The organism is Agrobacterium vitis, from assembly GCF_037039395.1.
Classification (GTDB): Bacteria; Pseudomonadota; Alphaproteobacteria; order Rhizobiales; family Rhizobiaceae; genus Allorhizobium; species Allorhizobium vitis_E.
Genome location: NZ_CP146242.1, coordinates 42,506 through 61,488, shown reverse-complemented (window position 1 = coordinate 61,488; position 18,983 = coordinate 42,506). Strand labels below are relative to the sequence as shown.

Here is an 18,983-nt window from a genome sequence, read left to right as displayed (position 1 = left end):
CTTCCTGGTCCAGGAATGCGCCACCATTCCATCATGAGGGTTTATAAAGGTGCAGGTCGGGATCGATATGGGAACAGTGGCGGGTGGCCAACCTGCCAGGCTCGATATCGAGGAGCTGTTGGCAACCCGTCTTCTTGTTCAGGGCAATTCCGGCTCCGGCAAATCGCATCTTCTGCGGCGTCTGCTTGAACAATCCGCCCAGTGGGTGCAGCAGGTCATCATCGATCCCGAAGGGGATTTCGTGACGCTCTCGGAAAAATACGGCCATCTGGTCGTAGACGGGGAGCGCAGTGACGCCGAATTGATCGGGATTGCCAACCGCATCCGCCAGCACCGCGTTTCCTGCGTACTGACGCTGGAAGGGTTGGATATCGAGCAGCAGATGCGCGCAGCCGGTGTGTTCCTGAACGGCTTGTTCGATGCCGAGCGCGAGTATTGGTATCCGGTGCTGGTCGTGGTCGACGAGGCGCAGATGTTTGCACCCTCGGTTGGCGGCGATGTCTCCGAAGACGCCCGCAAACTGTCGCTGGGCGCGATGACCAATCTGATGTGCCGTGGCCGAAAGCGTGGCCTGGCCGGTGTGATCGCTACGCAGCGTCTGGCAAAGCTTGCCAAGAATGTCGCGGCTGAAGCCTCCAACTTTCTGATGGGTCGTACCTTTCTCGATATCGATATGGCGCGTGCCGCCGATCTTCTCGGTATGGATCGCCGCCAGGCGGAAATGTTCCGCGACCTGAAGCGCGGTAATTTCGTCGCGCTTGGCCCGGCGCTGTCACGCCGTCCCTTGCCGATCGTCATCGGTGATGTGGAGACATCGGCGCGCTCCTCCAGTCCGAAGCTGATGCCCTTGCCCGATGCGCCGCAGGATGTGGAAGATCTGATCTTCACGCCGGATCCTGAAGAATTTACCCGCCCGCTCGTTCGCCGTGCGCCGCCAGCCCCGCGTCCGACCACCGATATTCTGGCCGAACTGGCCCGTGCAACGCCGGTGAGCGTCGAGGATGTCACCCCACAAAGATCCTCACAGCCGGAAATCACCGCCGAGGAACGCGAGGAGCGGATGGCGGCGGTGCTGGCAGAAATTCTCGACGATCCACAGGCTGCCTATCGCACCGATTCCGTTCTCTATCAGGAATTCCTGGTTCGAGCCCGCATGCGCCGCGTCGGCGGCCCACCGATGGCGATGGGTGAATTTCGTCGCCGTGTCGCCGTGGCACGGGCTGATGTCGATGAAGAAACCGCATCCTCTGATCGCTGGCAGGAGGCGCTATCTTTATCAACGCGGGTTTCAGATGACTTGCAGGGCGTTTTCCTGCTGATTGCCAAGGCAGCCATCCGGTCCGAGCCTTGCCCGTCCGATTTGCGGATCGCCCGAGCCTATGGCACGCATTCCGCCCGCCGTGCCCGTCGGTTGCTTGGCTATTTCGAGGAGCAGGGCATGGTCGTGGTGCATACGGACTTCTCCGGAAAGCGCATCGTTGCCTTCCCCGATCTGGAATCAGAAACCAAGCCGGGTGATCCGAATGCGGCCGATATGCCGGATAGCCGCACTGCTGCGGAATAGAGCTTATGCCACGGTTTTGAACCTGGAGCCTTGCTGACTGGCCAAGTTGTGCCGCAATGGCTGCCCATGATGGCTGATGACCAAGTGTCCCTTAGCCCTCCGACGCAGGCATGTCCTGAGCCTTGCTTCTTTCAGTTTCCTGGGTCTCGTGACATCAGGGCAAGCCGCATCCCTGGCGCCCGGTGAGGTGCCGCTTTGGCCGGGCCGGGCTCCGGGCGGTGGCGGTCCTCGGCTTGGCAGGCGGACCATTCACAAGGCGGCATTGCTGCGGATCGCCACGCCAACCCTGCGGATGGTCCGTCCGCAAACCCCTAATGGTACAGCCGTACTGATTGCACCCGGCGGCGGCTATCATTTCGTTGAGGAACGCAAGGAGGGCGAGGCCGCTGCGCAATGGCTGGCCGCCCGTGGCGTTACCGCTTTCATTCTCACCTACCGTCTTCCGGGCGAAGGCTGGTTTGTCGGCCCGCGTGCGCCATTGCAGGATGCCCAGCGTGCCTTGCGGCTGATCCGGGCGCAGGGTGATGCGCTTGGCCTCGACCCTCAGAAAATTGGCAGCATGGGATTTTCCGCCGGTGGGCATTTGATGGGCATGCTATCGACCCGGTTTGCCGAGCCGGTCTACTCGCCGGTGGATGCTGCCGATACGCTATCGGCAAGGCCGGATTTCACCCTGCTGGCCTATCCGGTCATCACCTTGAAGGCTCCCTATAACCATACCTGGACCCGGGTCGAGATGGTCGGCAAACATCCAAGCGATGCCGATGTTGCTGCCTGGTCGGTGGAAACGCATGTCAGTTCCACTTGCCCGCCGGTCTTTCTGGCCCATGCCAAGGACGATCCGGTTGCCAATATTGAACACTCCCGACTGATGCAGGCGGCTTGCCGCAAAGCCGGTGTTTCCGCCGATCTGGTCGAACTTGAGCAGGGCGGTCACGGCTTTGCCATGGGCGAGGGGAGCATGGCGAAAACGCCAAACCCGCCGGTGCTCTGGACACCGGCGCTTGAAGCATGGATGCGGGGCCGCAATCTGGTTTGATCCAGCATCGTACCGAAAAGTGGAGACCGATTTCGAGTAAACGACGCAAACGTTTTAATGTGCCGTTTACCCCCCCTCTGTCCTGCCGGACACCTCCCCCTCAAGGGGGGAGATCGACAAGAGGTCAGCAACGTATACGTCATTGAACCTCATACGATGTCGAAAACGAAAAGGTTTCGATCGGTTGAATGGTTTCCACATATCGATCTCCCCCCCTTGAGGGGGAGATGCCTGGCAAGGCAGAGGGGGTAGCCTCGGATGGAAGCGTCTGCGTCGTGTACTCTGGAAACCGGTTTTCGGCACGACGCGATAGCGCGTCAGTCTGCCCGCTCTTCCCAGACCTTTGTCAGTTCCACAATGGTTTTCACTGCGACTTCCATGTCCTGAACGCTTATCCACTCAAGTGGCGAGTGATAGGCGTGACCACCAGTATAGATATTGGGGCAGGGTAGACCCATGAAGGACAGGCGCGAGCCATCGGTTCCGCCGCGAATGCTATGCAGCACGGGGGTGAGGCCAACGCGGCGCACCGCTTCCTCAAGATTGTCCATCACCATCGGAACTTGGTCTAGCACCACTTTCATATTGCGATACTGCTGCTTGACCTCGAATGTGTAGGTCGATCCGGGGTAGTCGCGCATCACATCGCGGGTAATCTCTTCCAGTAGCGCTTCTTTCTGAGCTAAGCCTTCATCCACAAAATCGCGGATGATGAATTTCAGATGAGCTTCATCCATGGAGCCGCTGATGTCGGTGGGGTGAATGAAGCCCTGGCGGCCCTCGGTGGTTTCGGGGGTCTGGTCCTTCGGCAGGCGGGCAATGATGGCGCTGGCGATCTTGATGGCGTTTTCCATCCGGCCCTTGGCCGTGCCGGGATGGATGGCAACGCCGGTAATGGTGATATCCACGCCGTCCGCCGAAAATGTCTCGTTCTCGATCTCGCCGACCGTGCTGCCATCCATGGTGTAGCCAAAGGCTGCGCCCAGTTTTTTCAGATCCACCTTGTCGGCCCCACGGCCAATCTCTTCGTCGGTGGTGAAGAGGATCTTGATGGCGCCATGCCGGATATGCGGATTGTCGATGATGAACTGCGCCGCCGTCATGATTTCGGCAATACCGGCCTTGTCGTCGGCACCCAGCAGCGTGGTGCCGTCGGTGGTGACAATGTCATGGCCGATTTGCGTGGTGAGTTGCGGATTGTCGCTGACCCGGATGATCTGATTGGCGTCGCCGGACAGAACGATATCTCCGCCCTGATAGTTTTTCAGCAGCTGCGGCTTCACATTCGTGCCGGTGAAATCCGGTGCCGTATCCATATGCGAGCAGAAGCAGATCACCGGAACCGGCTTGTCGACATTGGCGGGAATGGTCGCATAGACATTGCCGTGCTCATCCAGATGCGCATCGGACAGGCCCATGGCCAGCAATTCGCTCACCAGTACATGGCCGAGGTTTTTCTGTTTTTCCGTGGAGGGCTGGCTGGTTGATTCGGGGTCTGATTGTGTGTCGATGACGACATAGCGCAGGAAACGGTCGAGAATTGTATCGGGCATGCGGGCGGTCCATCACGGTTTGTGGCTTTGGTTGGTGGCCACGGTTTGGGGCGGGGTCGGGCTTTGCCTATCCGCAGGATATGCGATGCCGACCTGCGGCACCTGCAATTTCACAGTATTCATTTTGCGACATTCTTGACGCAAAAAAGATCCTGTAAATGTAAGCGTTTCACAAGACGCGGGTTTGCTCAACCCATTTGTAATGTCTTCGCATTTTTATCTTTCAGCATTGGCAACGGCCAATACTCAAGCAAACACTGTCGGAAATGACCCTGTCGACGTGCGGGTCCGTGACGTGACATCCGTCTCTTTATTGTCGCGCAAGACTAAGAGAGTGCCATGATATTTGCTTTTCTCTATGCATCCTAAGAGAGTATTTTGATTTAATATTGCGGCGCGGAAAAATAGCTGTGCTTTGATAAGGACTCGTGGAATTGAACAGAATTTGAAAATTTCAATATTTTAAATCGCAATGACATTCATCAAGTTTAGCATTCAAATCGTTGTAATTCATATGTAAAATTTCTGGAATTTTTACCGATCGATAAACGAGATTTTGAAATAATAACGGAAAAGTGATTGATGTTTTTGCTGCGTAGCAACAGAAATCACATTTTCGTCCTCGAAATGAATTACTCTTGGTTGTGTGGGTAGGGAATAGTTAAAGGGATCGGTTTGGTCCAGCCCTGCACGATAACCAGCCGGATTGCTGTTTCAAATCCGCGTAGCTCACGACACGGATGCAATGCATCCCGGCTTCAATATCTAGCCAGCTATTTATCAGGAGGACTTTTGCAATGAGTGATTTTTTGAAGCGCGTTTCGAATTTTCGGGAAGAAGTATTTCCGACCCATTCGGGTCTCTATCGCAAACTGGCCCGGGAAGGGCAGCAGCCTCAGGCCTTGATGATTTCCTGCGCCGACAGCCGGGTCATGCCGGAAGTGATTACCCAGTCCGGCCCTGGCGAATTGTTCGTATGCCGCAACGCGGGCAATATCGTTCCACCGTTCTCGACCATGAATGGCGGTGTTTCCTCGGCCATCGAATATGCTGTCGTGGCGCTTGGGGTGCGCGACATCGTTGTGTGCGGCCATTCCGATTGCGGTGCCATGAAGGGTCTGTGCAATCACGAACTGCTGGCGCCAATGCCCAATGTGGCCGCCTGGTTGCGCCATAGCCAGGCCGCTTATTCCATCGTCTGCGAGGCCTATCCTGACGATCTGCCGCACAAGGACAAGGTGCGGGCCGTGGCGATGGAAAATGTGGTCATTCAACTCGATCACCTGAAGACCCACCCCTCGGTCGCCGCCAAACTCGCCACCAATGACATTAACCTGCATGGCTGGTTCTTCGACATCGAGACCGGGGAGGTGCAGGTCTACGATGGCGCGGAGAAACGCTTCCTGGTGATCGAAGGTGAAAAGCCGCTGCCGGTGGCGGTTTCCGGGCGTGCCACGCCGCATATCATGGCCGATCCTTTCGTAGCGGTGGCGGCGGAGTGAGGCGATGGAAAAAACCAGTTCAGCTCTGACACGGGACATTGCCTCGTCCATTGTCGTCTTTCTCGTCGCCATTCCGCTGTGCCTCGGCATTGCCATCGCGTCCGGCGTGCCGGTGGCGATGGGCCTCGTCTCCGGCATTGTCGGCGGCATTGTTATCGGCGTCATCGCCGGTTCCCCCTTGCAGGTCTCAGGCCCGGCGGCCGGCCTTGCGGTGATCGTCTTCGGCTTCGTCGAGGAATACGGACTTGTTCTTCTGGGGCCGGTGCTGATCGTCGCAGGATTTTTGCAGGTCCTGGCCGGCTATCTCAAGCTCGGCTCCTGGTTTCGCGCCATTTCGCCTGCCGTCGTGCATGGCATGCTGGCGGGAATCGGTATCCTGATCGTGCTAGGTCAGATCCATGTCTTGATGGATGCCAAGCCCGCCGCCGGTGGCGTTGAAAATGTTGCCGCCATGGATGAGACCATCGGCAAGGTGATCAGCGGCGGCATGAGCAATCACAGCATGGCGCTCATGATCGGCCTGATCTCTTTGCTGGCCATGGTTGGCTGGGAGAAATTGCGGCCAGCCCGGTTGCGGCTGGTGCCGGGGGCATTGATCGGTGTAGCCGCCGGAACCTTGCTGACGGTCGGCCTCGACCTGCCGATTGCCCGGGTTCAGGTTCCGGCCACCCTGCTGGAAGGCATTCGCCTGCCGACGATGGAAAGCTTTGCAGGGCTTGCCCAGCCGGGGGTGATCGCCACCGTGCTGATCATCGCAGTGATTGCCAGCGCCGAAACCCTGCTATCGGCTGCCGCCGTCGACAGGATGCATGATGGCGAGCGCACGCGATTCAACAAGGAACTGGTGGCTCAGGGTGTCGGCAACAGCCTGTGCGGTCTGCTGGGTGCTCTGCCGGTAACCGGCGTTATCGTTCGCTCCTCTGCCAATATCCAGGCAGGGGCTGCAACGCGCCGCTCTACTATTTTCCATGGTGTCTGGATTCTGGCTCTGGTGGCGCTTCTGCCGCAATTGCTGGGCGTCGTGCCTTTGACCGCTCTGGCGGCAGTGCTTTTGGTAACCGGCTGGCGACTGGTGAGCTTGCAGCATGTGCGTCACCTGTTCGATCACCACGGCTGGGTGCCGGTCGCTGTTTGGGCCACGACGGTCAGTCTTGTCGTCATCCAGGATCTTCTGGTGGGCGTGGCGGTCGGCCTGTTTCTCTCTATCATGGAAATCAGTCCGTTCCTGCGCCGTAAACTGCATATCGACCATCATGAGAATGATGATTCGATCCAGTTGAAGCTGAATGGCGTCGGGACCTGCCGGGACGTTCCAGCATTGCTGGCCACACTGGAATCGCTTCCTGACGGAAAGAAAGTGCTGATTACGCCTGCGGGTCTGCATTATGTCGATCACACCTACGCCGAAACCCTGACGGAATGGGTGACGCGCGAAAGACGGGCAGGGCGACCGCTTGAGGTGAGCGCTTCCAGTCAGCTTGCCCCGAAAGTTGCGTCCATGGTGGATCGGCTCTGCGTCAAGCCTGCATAGATAAGGTCACGTCGGACACAGAAAAGGGGCGGCCCCATGAAGCCGCCCCTTGTTTTATATTGGCTGTTGGCTGGAGAGAAGGTTACCCTTCGATAACATCCTTCTTCTCGTCCTTGCGGGTCGCCCACAGAGATCCGACAATACCAGCTGCCAGGATTGCCAGCGTGATGGTTAGCGACAGTAGCGGCGGGATCTTGGCGATACCCAGCATGTCGGCAAGAAAGATCTTCGAGCCGATGAAGATCAGAACGACCGACAGCGCATATTTCAGGTAAGCGAAGCGGTGGATAAGGGCGGATAGCGCGAAATACAGGGCGCGCAGGCCGAGGATGGCGAAGATATTCGAGGTGTAGACGATATAGGGATCAGTGGTGATCGCAAAAATCGCCGGGATCGAATCGACCGCAAACACCAAGTCGACGAATTCCACCATGATCAGCGCCAGAAGCAGCGGCGTAATATAGGTTTTCAGCTTGCCTGTGGCCTCGTCCTGCTTCCGCACCACGAAACTGTCGCCTTCCAGCTTGTCGGTGACGGGCAGGTAGCGCCGCGCCAGCTTCAGGGCAGGGTTGTTGGCGACATCATATTCGCTGTCGGCCGATAGCAGCATTTTGACGCCGGTAAACACCAGGAAGGCCGCAAAGAAATACAGAACCCAGTGATAGCTTTCGACAATGGCCGCGCCGGCCGCAATCATGATGCCGCGCAGCACGATCACGCCGAGAATACCGTAAAGCAGCACCCGGTGCTGATAGGCGCGAGGGATGGCGAAATAGCCGAAGATCATGGCGATGACAAAGATATTGTCCATCGCCAGGCTTTTTTCGATCACAAAGCCCGTCAGATATTCAAGTCCGGCCTGCGGACCCGACTGCCACCATATCCAGCCGCCGAACAGGACGCCCAGAGTGATGTAGAAGGCCGAGAAAGCAAAGCTTTCGGCCATGCCGATCTCCTTGCTGTTCTTATGCAGAACACCAAGGTCGAGAACCAGAAGAAATAGAACGATTGCAAGGAAGAAAAGCCACATCCATGTTGGCTTGCCCATAAAATCGACCCAAAGAAAATCCATCGAGGGTTTCCTTTGCCGGAGGGTTTTTGTTGCAGTTCCGACATCACGGGTATCCGGCACTCGCGTCAGAGGGGCCCGGAACTGCTGATACAACGGTAAATGAGGCGGGCCTGCCACGAGTTCAAGGCCAGTGCTTGACATTTGTGACGGCTCTGCGTAGAGACCCGTCCAACGCCGGGTGGAAACGCCCGGTGTTTTTACGACATGTCCCGTGGAGGCTCCGCTTTTTTAGGTGTGAGCCGCCTGTCAGGAAAGCCGAAAGGCGATCCAGAGGAGGGCGTGTTTCCCAAAACCGGATCTTTACGGGTCCGATAACAACAAGAGGAAATACGATGAGCAAGCGCGCATCTTCCAAGTACAAAATCGATCGCCGCATGGGCGAAAATATCTGGGGCCGTCCGAAGTCACCGGTCAACCGTCGCGAATATGGCCCCGGCCAGCACGGTCAGCGCCGCAAGGGCAAGCTTTCCGACTTCGGTGTGCAGCTGCGCGCCAAGCAGAAGCTGAAGGGCTACTACGGCGACCTGCGTGAAAAGCAGTTCCGCGCCACCTACGACGAAGCCAACCGTCGTAAGGGCGATACTTCCGAGAACCTGATCGGCCTCCTGGAATCGCGTCTGGACGCCATCGTCTACCGCGCCAAGTTCGTGCCGACGGTGTTTGCTGCTCGCCAGTTCGTCAACCACGGCCACGTTTCGGTCAATGGCGTCAAGGTCAATATCGGTTCCTACCGCTGCAAGGCTGGTGACGTTATTGAAGTGCGTCAGAAGTCCAAGCAGCTGGCCATCGTTCTTGAAGCCACGCAGCTCGCTGAACGTGACGTTCCCGATTACATCGAAGTTGATCACAACAAGATGGTTGCGACCTTCGTTCGCGTTCCCGGCCTGTCGGACGTTCCTTACGCCGTCATCATGGAACCGCAGCTGGTCGTCGAATTCTACTCGCGTTGATTTCGATCTGAAATTCGAGAAAGCCGCCTTTACGGGCGGCTTTTTCTGTTTGCAGCGCAGCAAAATTCGATAATGATGCCTGTCGGCTTCTGCACGAAAAACCGGACTGTCATGCATCTGCCGGGATGAGCAACAGCCTGGCATGGGGAACCCAGATGGATTTGCAGGCAATTGTTGACGACATTGTCGGTGAGATGCAGCCCCGGCTTGGGGAGGGCAAGGTCGCCGACTATATTCCCGAACTTGCAACGATCGACCCGAAGCAATTCGGCATTGCTATCACCACCGTCGACGGCCAGACCTTCACCGCAGGCGATGCAGCGGTGCCATTTTCCATCCAGAGCATTTCCAAGGTGTTCATGCTGACGCTGGCGCTTGGAAAAACGGGTGAGGGCGTGTGGAAGCGGGTCGGGCGCGAGCCCTCCGGTTCGTCCTTCAACTCCATCGTTCAGCTGGAGCATGAGCATGGCATTCCGCGCAACCCCTTCATCAATGCAGGCGCAATCGTTGTGACGGATATGGTGCTGGCCGGACATAAGCCACGCGAAGCCATCGGTGAGTTTCTGCGCTTCATGCAGTTCCTGGCCGATGACGACGGCATTACCATCGACCGGAAGGTGGCGCAGTCCGAGCAGACGACCGGCTATCGCAATTTCGCGCTGGCCAATTTCATGCGCGGCTTCGGCAATCTCGATCATGCGGTGGAAATGGTGCTGGGCGTTTATTTCCATCAATGCGCGCTGGCGATGAGCTGTGTGCAACTCTCCCATGCGGGTCTGTATCTTGCCAACCGGGGTACAAATCCGCTTAGTGGCTTTTCCGTGGTCTCGCCGAAGCGGGCGCGGCGCATCAACGCCTTGATGCTGACCTGCGGCCATTATGATGGCTCCGGGGATTTCGCCTATAATGTCGGCCTGCCCGGCAAGAGCGGCGTGGGCGGTGGCATCCTGGCGATAGCGCCGGGCAAGGCCTCTATTGCAGTGTGGTCTCCGGGATTGAATAAAGTCGGCAATTCGGCGCTTGGATCGGAAGCGCTCGAACTGCTGGCAACCCGGACCGGCTGGTCGGTTTTTGGAAATTGATGTGAGAATGGCTTTGGCTTTTCCGTGAGAAGCGATCCGGAAGAATGCAGGGTCGATAGGCATAAAGTTCGGCGCGCATTCATGCCGTGACTATGATATAGCGGGCAAAAGGCCTGCAGGAGTGGGACAAGTCTTGAACGTGATCTCGGATATGAAAATCAATGCGGCGCCGCTATGCATCGTGGCCGATGGCTATGGCCTGTCGCCGGGCGTCAATCAGGCGATCAGGACGCTGCTTAGCGAAGGCAAGGTACGTGGCACCGGCTGCATGACCGTGTTTGCCGATTGGCGCGACGAGGCATCTCTGTTGCTGCCAGTGATCGACAGATGTGGCGGCGCCATCGGCCTGCACCTGACGCTGACCAATTTCCTGCCTTTGAGCGGCGTACAGCCCATGTGCTCTTTCCGCCGTCGGCTGACCCAGTCCTTTATGGGCGGTGTCGACAAAGGCAAGCTGCAACGCGAGTTGGATGCGCAGCTCAATGCTTTTATCGATGTGATTGGCCGCGTGCCTGATTATATCGATGGACACCAACACATTCATTTTCTGCCCGTCGTGCGGGAGTGGCTGGTGGCGCGCCGCGATCTGCTGATCAGCCCGCGTGGCAATAGCCCTTGGCTGCGTGGTGAGCCGGATGCACGGCTGGCGACCAGCCTTGCCCAGCGTGCCAAGATCAGCCTTGTGCAGCGCATGGCCCGCGGTTTCAACACGGAAATGCAGGCGGCGGGCTATACGATCAAGGGACCGCTGACCGGTTTTTACGAGCGCGGCAAGCCGAACGGCTTTGCCGATGCGCTTCGCTATTTTCGCAGCCATGCGCCGCGCGATGCGGTTGTCATGTGTCATCCCGGTCATTCGGATGCGATCCTGCGGGCGCGTGACCGGCTGATGATGGCCCGCGAGGTTGAATTTGCTGAGCTGATGCGCCAGTAAGGGAAGATCCGTCCGATTGGCAGTGGCGGCAGTCAGTATTTTTTCAAGGACGAGATGCTTCAGCATCAATTCTTGGTTTAAGCAAATCAGCGGACAGGGCCGCATCCTCACATGAATCTTGCTTTTGCGGGAGACGGGGCGGACCGCGCCGGATTAGATGAAGTAGAGGATGGGCAGGAGAGCGTCCGCCATCCCCTGTTTAATGACGCACCGCAATCGGTCTCCTTCAACAAGCTGCGCAAGCGATTGCTGCGCCAAGTGCGCCAGGCTATCGACGACTTCGGCATGTTGAACGGCCAGAAGCGGTGGCTTATCGGGCTTTCCGGCGGCAAGGACAGCTATGGTCTGCTGGCGCTGCTGATGGACCTGAAATGGCGTGGCCTGTTGCCTGTTGAATTGATCGCCTGCAATCTCGATCAGGGGCAACCGAATTTTCCCAAGCATGTCCTGCCGGATTATCTGAAATCCATCGGCATGCCGCATCGCATCGAATATCGAGACACTTATTCCATCGTCAAGGAAAAGGTCCCGGCGGGCGGCACCTATTGTTCGCTCTGCTCGCGGCTGCGGCGCGGTAATCTCTACCGCATCGCCCGTGAAGAAGGCTGTGATGCGCTGGTGCTCGGCCATCACCGCGAAGACATTCTTGAAACCTTCTTCATGAATTTTTTCCATGGTGGACGGTTGGCGGCCATGCCGGCCAAGCTGTTGAACGATGAGGGCGATCTGTTTGTGCTGCGGCCGCTGGCCTATGCGGCGGAAGACGATCTCGCCAAATTCGCCGCTGCCATGCAGTTTCCAATCATTCCCTGCGATCTCTGCGGCTCGCAGGACGGCTTGCAGCGCAACGCCATGAAGGACATGCTGGCCGGGATCGAAGCCAAAATGCCGGGCCGCAAGGATGCGATGTTGCGGGCGTTGTCGCATGTGAACCCTTCGCATCTGCTCGATCCTGCACTTTTTGATTTTTCCGGGCTGACTGTCACGAAGCCGTCATAGGGCGGGCGCATCGAGATTTTTGACATTTCACCAGCTTAAGAGAGTCTTCCTCGTGTTTCATGACCATGATATCGACGCCGTCCTGCAGATCGTCAAGGACGCCGCCGCCAGCCAGATCGTGCCTCGTTTTCGCCGTCTGGGTGTTTCCGATATTTCCGAGAAGAAATCCTCTATCGATCTCGTCACCGAGGCCGATCTTCTGTCGGAAAAGCAGATGACGGAAGCCTTTCTGGCGCGTTGGCCCGGCGCACTGATCGTCGGTGAGGAGGCTTGCGAAACCAATCCTGCTGTGATCGACGCCTTGAGAGATGCGGAGCTGGCATTCGTCATCGATCCGGTCGATGGAACATTCAATTTTCAGGCAGGTCTGCCTTTGCATGCCACCAATCTTGCCGTCGTGGTGCGCGGTGAGACCGTGGCGGGGATTATCCACGAATCGGTGCTTGGCGATACGCTGGTGGCCGCTCGCGGTGCCGGTGCGCAGTTCCTGCGCGCCAATGGTGAGCGCGTGCCGGTCAAGGTCGCTGCCCCATGCGATCTCTCGGCCATGGTTGGAACGATTTCGATCAATGAATTGTCGGGCGAGGAAAAGCGCCGCATTGCCGGTAATCTCACAAAAACGAAGATGGCCTTCGCCTTCAATTGCTCGGCCTATGAATATTGGCTGGTTGCCACCGGCAAAGTTCATTTCATCGGCCATTATAAATTGATGCCCTGGGACCATTTGGCCGGTGTGCTGATCCACCAGGAAGCTGGCGGTGTGACTGCCCGGTTCGATGGCAGCCCCTATCGTCCCGGCGACATCACCGGCGGCATCCTGACGGCACCGGATCGCGACAGCTGGGAGATGATTCTACGCGAAGTGATCCAGGCGCGATAACAGTCCGATCAATAATCACCGCTGGCCGTCTGCAAATGGCAATTTCTGCGCTTCCGGTACTCACGTACGTTAAGTACGCTCCGTTCCGGTTCTCGAAATCACCATTTTCGCCAGGCCAACGGCAATTCTTGAACAGACTGTAAGACGAACGACATTTTAAAAGGAACAGACATGGCCGATATCGACATTGCAGCCCTTGCCAATCTTCTGCAGGAAGCGGCAGTCAAGGAAATCCTGCCGCGTTTTCGCAATCTGGGCGAAGGCGATGTACGGATGAAAACCGAGGCCATTGATCTGGTCACCGAGGCAGATGAAGCCGCCGAGCGGTTGATCCGTGCTGGTATCGAGGAGATCATGCCGGATGCGGTGTTCATCGGCGAGGAAGCGGTTGCCGCCGATCCGGCTCTGCTCGACAAGCTGGCGGATGCCGAGCTCGCCGTGATTGTCGATCCGATTGACGGCACGTTCAATTTCGCTGCCGGCCTGCCGCTGTTCGGGGTCATGCTCAGCGTCGTGCGTCAGGGTGAAACGGTTGCGGGCCTGATTTACGACCCGATGGGCAATGATTGGGCAATCGTTGAAAAGGGCAGCGGCGCCTGGCTCTGCAAACCCGATGGCAACCAGGAAAAGATGGAGGTGCGCCCGGCACCCGATCTTGCGCAGAAGATCGGCATTGCCAATGTCGGCTTTTTCGAGCTGGAGGCGCGCCGCAAGCTGCTCGTCAATCTGGCCGAGGTGCGGCTGTTCACCAGCTATCGCTGCGCCGCCCACGAATATCGTATTCTCTGCCAGGGCCATATGCATTTTGCCATGTATAACAAGCTGATGCCCTGGGATCATCTGGCCGGAACGCTGATGGCCCAGGAGGCAGGCGCCTATGCCGCCCGGTTCGACGGCTCAGCCTACCTGCCGCACCACACCAGTGGCGGTCTGCTGATTGCTCCCGACAAGGAGAGCTGGACCGAGTTGCGCGAAAAGATTTTCAACGTTTGAAATCTCCGGTTACCCAATAAAAAAGCCACGGCAGATCACCTGCCGTGGCTTTTTTGTTCGGATATCAGAGTGTCAGACCTTTGGATTGTGCGGCTGAAACAGCTTGCCCTTTTCGGCAATCAGCACGAACACCAGCCCTATGACGCCGAGGAAGAAGTAGCCGGCGACCAGCGGTCGGGATGTTCCATCGAAGGCCTGACCGACGATAGCGCCGAGAACCGAGCCGCCGACGGTCGAGATGAAGCCGAGCACCGAGGAGGCCGTTCCGGCGACATGGCCGAGCGGTTCGATGGCAAGCGTCTGGAAATTGCCGCCAATCCAGCCGAACTGGAACATCGAGACGGCAAAGAATGCCATGAATATCACGAAGGGCAATGGTGTCGGCCCGAAGGTTTCAGCCAGCAACCACAGGGCATTGATGGTGATGAAGCCGAGAAGCGAGGCGTGAGACAGGCGCCGCATGCCAATCCGGCCCACCAGCTTCGAGTTGACGTAGGACGACAGCGCCATGAAAATCGCCACGGCAGCGAAGGCGAATGGAAACCAGACGCCCAGGCCATAAATGCCCATATAGATCTGCTGGGCCGAGTTGATGAAGCCGAACAGTGCCCCGAAGATGAAGGTGCTTGCCAATGTGTAGAACAGGGCGATGCGGTTGGTCAGGACGATCTTGAAGCCCTGGAGAATGACTTTCGGGGTAAATTCCCGCCGATTTTCCGGATCGAGTGTTTCCGGCAGTCGCATATGCATCCAGATGCTGGTGAGAATGCCGCCAACGGCAATGAACAGGAAGATCAGGTGCCAGTTGCCGAAGAACATGATGATCTGACCGGTTCCGGGAGCAACGACCGGGATGATCATGAACACCATCATGATCAGCGACATCACTTCCGCCATCTGTCGGCCACCGTAAACGTCGCGCACGATAGAAATGGTGATGACCCGGGTTCCAGCCGAGCCGGCGCCCTGGATGAAGCGCAGGATGAGCAATCCGGCAAAGCTTGGCACAATAGTGATGGCCAGCGCCGCCAGAACATAGACGATGAGACCGATCAACATGGGCGTGCGCCGCCCGAACCGATCCGACAGCGGTCCATAAATCAATTGCGCGCAGCCAAACCCGATCAAGTAGGACGTCACGACATATTGCCGGTGATTTTCATTGGCGACATTGAGGGCTTCGCCGATCTGCTGCAAGGCAGGAAGCATGATGTCGATCGCCAGCGCGTTCATTGCCATCAATGCGGCGCAGAGAAAGACGAATTCCAGCTTGCTCATGCCTTGCAAGGCTGCTGGAGCGGAACGAAGGGGAGCTGTCATGGAAAACATGTCCTGGAAAATCAAAAGGCGTCGCAAGGCGCGACGCCTTCATCAGATACTGCATTAATCCCTCAATCGGAATCGATTATGAGAGCTGTGCTGTTGATGGGGTTGTAGCTGGCCGCAGGGTGCGTCAAATTTGCCGCACCGCAATATGCGCAAGGGGGTAGAAGGGGACAAGCCCGGAATACTACCGGGCTTTGTCCGTTCCGCGTCAGGCTGCGCCGCGAACGGCGATGCCCTTTTCCTCAAGATGAGACTGCAACTCACCGGCCTGGAACATTTCCCGGACGATATCGCATCCGCCGATGAATTCGCCCTTCACATAGAGACTGCGGAATGGTCGGCCAGTTGGAATAGGTCTTGATGCCTTCGCGAATTTCCTGGTCGGCAAGCACGTTGATGCCCTTATAGTCGATGCCGAGATAATCGAGCATCTGCACGACCTGGCCCGAAAATCCGCATTGCGGAAACTGGGGGGTGCCCTTCATGAAAAGCACGACGTCATTGCTTTTGACAGCATTATCAATGAATTCGTTTACACCGCTCATGGATTTATCCTTTCACATGCGGGTCAAGGCCGCAGTATTCCATTGCCTATATAGGCGCATTTTGCCGAAATTTCAAAAGTCAAAACGGCGGTTAACCGTTATCAGCCCCGGTTGCGGGTCACACGCCGGGCCTGACGGGCCGCCTTGTTACGGTTATTTGCCCGTGTCGGCTCGACCTTCTTGTCGGCCGCAGGAGCATTCAACCGTTGCAGCCGGGCCTGCTTATATTTCTTTCGGTCGGACATTTCAGCTTTCACCGATTTGATCAGTGAGGAGAAAAACGAGGTGATCGGGTTGCTCATGATGATGTGATACCGTCAGGCTTCAGGGATGGAGGTTTGCAGGGCGAGGGCATGCAGCACCCCGCCCATATTGCCTTTCAGGGCATCGTAGACCATCTGGTGCTGCTGCACCCGCGACTTGCCGCGAAAGGCTTCTGCCACGACTTCAGCGGCGTAGTGATCACCATCGCCTGCCAGATCGCGGATGACGACCTTGGCGCCGGGAATACCCGCTTTGATCATGTCTTCGATATCGCCGGGCTTCATAGCCATGGTTCTGCTCCCATTCTGATCTTTTTGCGCGCCTGATATTTACTGCGCGGCGGCCAGGGTTTCAGCCTTGCCATTCATGAATTCAGGGAACCACGATTCATGCGTGTTGCGCAATTCCTCAACGGTGATTGTACACATACCGTCGATGACGAGCGCATCGCCGCCAACCTTGCCAAGGCGGCGGAACGGTACGCCCGCGCCTTCGGCATTGGCGCAGATGAAATTGGCGAGATCGGCTGGAACCGTCACCACATAGCGGGCCTGGTCTTCGCCAAACAGCAGGGCATGGGCCGGACCGCGGCTTTCCGACAGGTCGATGGTAAGGCCCTTGGCCGAGGCCATGGCCATCTCGGCCAGAGCAATCCCCAGGCCGCCGGAGGAAATGTCATGGCAGGCGGTTACCTGACCATTGCGGATCGCCGAGCGGATGAAATCGCCATTGCGGCGCTCGGCATGCAGGTCTACCTCGGGCGCCGGGCCATCGGTGCGGCCAAGAAGGTCGCGCAGATAGATCGAGCTGCCGAGATGGGAGCCATCGGTGCCGATCAGCAGGACATGATCGCCATCCTGAGCGCTGCCGATTTTCGCCATCCGGCTCCAATCAGGCAGCAGGCCAACGCCTGCAATGGTCGGGGTGGGCAGGATCGCGACGCCATTGGTCTCGTTATACAGCGACACATTGCCCGAGACGATCGGGAAATCCAGAGCCCGGCAGGCTTCGCCAATGCCCTTGATGGCTTCAACCAGCTGACCCATGATCTCAGGCTTTTCGGGATTGCCGAAGTTGAGATTGTCGGTGGAAGCCAGCGGCTCGGCGCCGGTCGCGGTGATGTTGCGCCAGCATTCGGCCACAGCCTGCTTGCCACCTTCAAACGGATCGGCTTCGACATAGCGCGGCGTGACATCCGAGGAGAAGGCCAGCGCCTTGGTCGGGTGGTTTTCCACCCGCACCACGCCAGCGTCGCCGCCGGGAAGCTGAAGGGAATTGCCCTGGATCAGCGTGTCATATTGTTCATAGACCCAGCGGCGGCTGGACTGGTTGGCCGAACCGACCAGCGAGAGAATGGCGGCGCGGTAATCGGCTGGTTCTTCCACCAGATTGGCGGGCAGGGGGCCGCGCTTGTCTGATTCGCGCCAGGGACGGTCATATTCAGGTGCCTGGTCGCCGAGATCCTTGATCGGCAGATTGGCGACTTCTTCGCCTTGATGCAGGATGCGGAAGCGCAGGTCGTCAGTGGTCTTGCCGACAATGGCGAAATCCAGGCCCCATTTGACGAAGATCGCCTTGGCGACCTCTTCCTTGGAGGGCTCCAGCACCATCAGCATGCGCTCCTGGCTTTCCGAGAGCATCATTTCATAGGCGGTCATGTTTTCTTCGCGCACCGGCACGGTGTCGAGGTCAAGCTCGATGCCGAGATCGCCCTTGGCGCCCATTTCCACCGCCGAACAGGTGAGACCGGCGGCGCCCATGTCCTGGATGGCGATGACCGCGCCGGTCTTCATCAGCTCAAGGCAGGCTTCCAGCAGGCATTTTTCGGTGAAGGGGTCGCCGACCTGTACGGTCGGGCGTTTTTCCTCGATGGATTCGTCGAATTCCGCTGACGCCATGGTCGCGCCGCCGACGCCATCGCGGCCGGTCTTGGCGCCGAGATAGACGACCGGCAGACCAACGCCCTTGGCTTCCGACAGGAAGATCGCATCCGATTTGGCAAGACCGGCGGCAAAGGCGTTGACCAGGATATTACCGTTATAGCGCTCGTCGAACTCCACTTCGCCGCCCACCGTCGGCACGCCGAAGGAATTGCCGTAGCCACCGACGCCGGAGACGACGCCCGCCACCAGATGCCGGGTTTTCGGATGATCCGGCGCGCCGAAGCGCAGCGCGTTCATGGCCGCAATCGGACGCGCACCCATGGTGAAAACGTCGCGCAGAATGCCGCCGACACCGGTCGCAGCGCCTTGATAAGGCTCGATATAAGAAGGGTGGTTATGGCTTTCCATCTTGAAGACCACGCAATCGCCATCGTCGATATCGACCACGCCTGCATTTTCGCCGGGACCTTGAATGACGCGCGCCCCCGTGGTTGGCAGGGTGCGCAACCAGCGCTTCGAGGACTTGTAGGAACAATGCTCGTTCCACATGGCCGAGAAAATACCAAGCTCGGTAAATGTCGGCTCCCGTCCGATCAATTGCAGAATCCGGTCATATTCCTCCGGCTTCAGGCCGTGGGAGGCAACCAGTTCCGGGGTGATCGGGATGGAATTCGGGATCGTCATGGCTCTCTCTTGCACTGGGAGTGAGAATTTTGCCGCCCTTTTATAACAGGCAATTCATTCGCGCGACTGGAAAATGCGGCTGCGGCGGGTAAAATGCGGCCTTTCCAAGGTTTGCGTGCCGATGGCCGGTCTTTGGCCGGATCTCGTCATTTTTGGGCTGGCGGCAATGGTGTTTTATCATG

General features: G+C 57.8%; 16 protein-coding genes and 1 pseudogene. 10 read left to right on the top strand and 7 right to left on the bottom strand.

Annotated elements, in window-relative coordinates; translation table 11 throughout:
* The first annotated feature begins 49 nt into the window (after positions 1 to 49).
* Both V6582_RS02780 and V6582_RS02775 read left to right on the top strand, forming a co-directional pair.
* Positions 50 to 1,564 carry an ATP-binding protein gene (locus tag V6582_RS02780; RefSeq protein ID WP_337739348.1) on the top strand — a complete coding sequence of 505 codons (1,515 nt, stop codon included), beginning with the start codon at positions 50 to 52 and terminating at the stop codon, positions 1,562 to 1,564.
* Positions 1,565 to 1,640: 76 nt separating this feature from the next.
* Positions 1,641 to 2,603, top strand: coding sequence for an alpha/beta hydrolase (locus V6582_RS02775; protein WP_156633470.1), 963 nt, complete (start codon positions 1,641 to 1,643; stop codon positions 2,601 to 2,603).
* 317 nt (positions 2,604 to 2,920) lie between these two features.
* Here the strand turns inward: V6582_RS02775 and pepT are convergent, their stop codons facing one another.
* Positions 2,921 to 4,156 (bottom strand): peptidase T, encoded by a 1,236-nt coding sequence (pepT, locus tag V6582_RS02770; protein ID WP_156633469.1) that lies wholly within the window; start codon positions 4,154 to 4,156, stop codon positions 2,921 to 2,923.
* 797 nt (positions 4,157 to 4,953) lie between these two features.
* On the opposite strand from pepT, the gene V6582_RS02765 reads away from it, so the two are divergent.
* Positions 4,954 to 5,658, top strand: a complete 705-nt coding sequence (locus V6582_RS02765) for a carbonic anhydrase (RefSeq protein ID WP_156633468.1) — start codon at positions 4,954 to 4,956, stop codon at positions 5,656 to 5,658.
* A 4-nt stretch (positions 5,659 to 5,662) separates the two neighbouring features.
* Positions 5,663 to 7,189, top strand: a complete 1,527-nt coding sequence (locus V6582_RS02760) for a SulP family inorganic anion transporter (RefSeq protein WP_156633467.1) — start codon at positions 5,663 to 5,665, stop codon at positions 7,187 to 7,189.
* 82 nt (positions 7,190 to 7,271) lie between these two features.
* Here V6582_RS02760 and V6582_RS02755 read toward each other — a convergent pair whose 3' ends face one another.
* A complete protein-coding gene (locus V6582_RS02755) occupies positions 7,272 to 8,261 on the bottom strand; it encodes a TerC family protein (protein WP_156633466.1) in 990 nt (329 codons plus the stop codon).
* A 332-nt stretch (positions 8,262 to 8,593) separates the two neighbouring features.
* On the opposite strand from V6582_RS02755, the gene rpsD reads away from it, so the two are divergent.
* From rpsD to V6582_RS02725, 6 genes are all read left to right on the top strand, one after another.
* Positions 8,594 to 9,211, top strand: a complete 618-nt coding sequence (gene rpsD / locus V6582_RS02750) for a 30S ribosomal protein S4 (RefSeq protein ID WP_060715661.1) — start codon at positions 8,594 to 8,596, stop codon at positions 9,209 to 9,211.
* 155 nt (positions 9,212 to 9,366) lie between these two features.
* Positions 9,367 to 10,293 carry a glutaminase gene (locus V6582_RS02745; protein WP_156633465.1) on the top strand — a complete coding sequence of 309 codons (927 nt, stop codon included), beginning with the start codon at positions 9,367 to 9,369 and terminating at the stop codon, positions 10,291 to 10,293.
* A gap of 139 nt (positions 10,294 to 10,432) precedes the next feature.
* Positions 10,433 to 11,227, top strand: a complete 795-nt coding sequence (locus V6582_RS02740) for a ChbG/HpnK family deacetylase (RefSeq protein WP_234613862.1) — start codon at positions 10,433 to 10,435, stop codon at positions 11,225 to 11,227.
* A gap of 111 nt (positions 11,228 to 11,338) precedes the next feature.
* On the top strand, positions 11,339 to 12,226 hold the full coding sequence (gene ttcA / locus V6582_RS02735) for a tRNA 2-thiocytidine(32) synthetase TtcA (RefSeq protein ID WP_156633464.1): 888 nt from the start codon (positions 11,339 to 11,341) through the stop codon (positions 12,224 to 12,226).
* A 52-nt stretch (positions 12,227 to 12,278) separates the two neighbouring features.
* Positions 12,279 to 13,106: an inositol monophosphatase family protein gene (locus V6582_RS02730; RefSeq protein WP_337739346.1), complete on the top strand. Its 828-nt coding sequence runs from the start codon at positions 12,279 to 12,281 to the stop codon at positions 13,104 to 13,106.
* A 171-nt stretch (positions 13,107 to 13,277) separates the two neighbouring features.
* Positions 13,278 to 14,099, top strand: a complete 822-nt coding sequence (locus tag V6582_RS02725) for an inositol monophosphatase family protein (RefSeq protein ID WP_156633463.1) — start codon at positions 13,278 to 13,280, stop codon at positions 14,097 to 14,099.
* A 72-nt stretch (positions 14,100 to 14,171) separates the two neighbouring features.
* On the opposite strand, the gene V6582_RS02720 is transcribed toward V6582_RS02725, so the two are convergent.
* The 5 genes and pseudogenes from V6582_RS02720 to purL all read right to left on the bottom strand — a co-directional run bounded on the left by V6582_RS02720 (position 14,172) and on the right by purL (position 18,801).
* The gene (locus tag V6582_RS02720; RefSeq protein WP_156633503.1) at positions 14,172 to 15,377 is read right to left on the bottom strand and encodes a multidrug effflux MFS transporter; all 1,206 of its coding nucleotides are present in this window, start codon (positions 15,375 to 15,377) and stop codon (positions 14,172 to 14,174) included.
* A gap of 256 nt (positions 15,378 to 15,633) precedes the next feature.
* Positions 15,634 to 15,970 (bottom strand): annotated as a pseudogene (grxD, locus tag V6582_RS02715) (Grx4 family monothiol glutaredoxin).
* A gap of 101 nt (positions 15,971 to 16,071) precedes the next feature.
* A complete protein-coding gene (locus V6582_RS02710; protein ID WP_071206295.1) occupies positions 16,072 to 16,272 on the bottom strand; it encodes a hypothetical protein in 201 nt (66 codons plus the stop codon).
* A gap of 15 nt (positions 16,273 to 16,287) precedes the next feature.
* A complete protein-coding gene (locus V6582_RS02705; protein WP_015915812.1) occupies positions 16,288 to 16,524 on the bottom strand; it encodes a BolA/IbaG family iron-sulfur metabolism protein in 237 nt (78 codons plus the stop codon).
* A gap of 39 nt (positions 16,525 to 16,563) precedes the next feature.
* Positions 16,564 to 18,801, bottom strand: coding sequence for a phosphoribosylformylglycinamidine synthase subunit PurL (purL, locus tag V6582_RS02700; RefSeq protein ID WP_156633462.1), 2,238 nt, complete (start codon positions 18,799 to 18,801; stop codon positions 16,564 to 16,566).
* Between the last annotated feature and the right edge of the window lie 182 nt (positions 18,802 to 18,983).

What these genes read in the sequence shown, in the direction of transcription:
- ttcA (WP_156633464.1), top strand. Translation starts at nt 11,339, where the DNA reads ATGAATCTTGCTTTTGCGGGAGACGGGGCGGACCGCGCCGGATTAGAT.
- V6582_RS02755 (WP_156633466.1), bottom strand. Translation starts at nt 8,261, where the DNA reads ATGGATTTTCTTTGGGTCGATTTTATGGGCAAGCCAACATGGATGTGG.
- V6582_RS02765 (WP_156633468.1), top strand. Translation starts at nt 4,954, where the DNA reads ATGAGTGATTTTTTGAAGCGCGTTTCGAATTTTCGGGAAGAAGTATTT.
- rpsD (WP_060715661.1), top strand. Translation starts at nt 8,594, where the DNA reads ATGAGCAAGCGCGCATCTTCCAAGTACAAAATCGATCGCCGCATGGGC.
- pepT (WP_156633469.1), bottom strand. Translation starts at nt 4,156, where the DNA reads ATGCCCGATACAATTCTCGACCGTTTCCTGCGCTATGTCGTCATCGAC.
- V6582_RS02720 (WP_156633503.1), bottom strand. Translation starts at nt 15,377, where the DNA reads ATGAGCAAGCTGGAATTCGTCTTTCTCTGCGCCGCATTGATGGCAATG.
- V6582_RS02725 (WP_156633463.1), top strand. Translation starts at nt 13,278, where the DNA reads ATGGCCGATATCGACATTGCAGCCCTTGCCAATCTTCTGCAGGAAGCG.
- V6582_RS02760 (WP_156633467.1), top strand. Translation starts at nt 5,663, where the DNA reads ATGGAAAAAACCAGTTCAGCTCTGACACGGGACATTGCCTCGTCCATT.
- V6582_RS02775 (WP_156633470.1), top strand. Translation starts at nt 1,641, where the DNA reads ATGACCAAGTGTCCCTTAGCCCTCCGACGCAGGCATGTCCTGAGCCTT.
- V6582_RS02745 (WP_156633465.1), top strand. Translation starts at nt 9,367, where the DNA reads ATGGATTTGCAGGCAATTGTTGACGACATTGTCGGTGAGATGCAGCCC.
- purL (WP_156633462.1), bottom strand. Translation starts at nt 18,801, where the DNA reads ATGACGATCCCGAATTCCATCCCGATCACCCCGGAACTGGTTGCCTCC.
- V6582_RS02710 (WP_071206295.1), bottom strand. Translation starts at nt 16,272, where the DNA reads ATGAGCAACCCGATCACCTCGTTTTTCTCCTCACTGATCAAATCGGTG.
- V6582_RS02705 (WP_015915812.1), bottom strand. Translation starts at nt 16,524, where the DNA reads ATGGCTATGAAGCCCGGCGATATCGAAGACATGATCAAAGCGGGTATT.